1 protein-coding gene is annotated in these 243 nt (G+C 74.9%); it reads right to left on the reverse strand.

Annotation, left to right across the window (positions count from 1 at the left end; translation table 11 throughout):
• Nucleotides 1-243, reverse strand: a 243-nt coding sequence (locus G3I42_RS29280) for a hypothetical protein (RefSeq protein ID WP_203607513.1), incomplete at both ends; no start/stop codon positions are given.

Raw genomic sequence — 243 nt, forward strand, 5'->3', positions numbered from 1 at the left:
CGTGCCGACGGCCCCGGCGATCCCGAAGTCGGCGTGCCGGTCGGACCAGGTCTGCTCGTTGAACTCGCGCAGGAACTCCTCGGAGCTGCGTACGGCCGCCGCCGAGCCGTCCTCGCGGACCTGGTAGAGGTCGCCCGTGGCCGGTGGGTTGGCGAAGGCCGCGAAGGAGAACCGGTCCCCGGCGCCGGGGGCCGGGACGCACTGGCGCACCTGGTGCAGGATGGCCCGCACCGGGCGGTCGAG

Origin of the sequence: Streptomyces sp. SID11385 (assembly GCF_010548245.1) — a bacterium.
Taxonomy (GTDB): domain Bacteria; phylum Actinomycetota; class Actinomycetes; order Streptomycetales; family Streptomycetaceae; genus Streptomyces.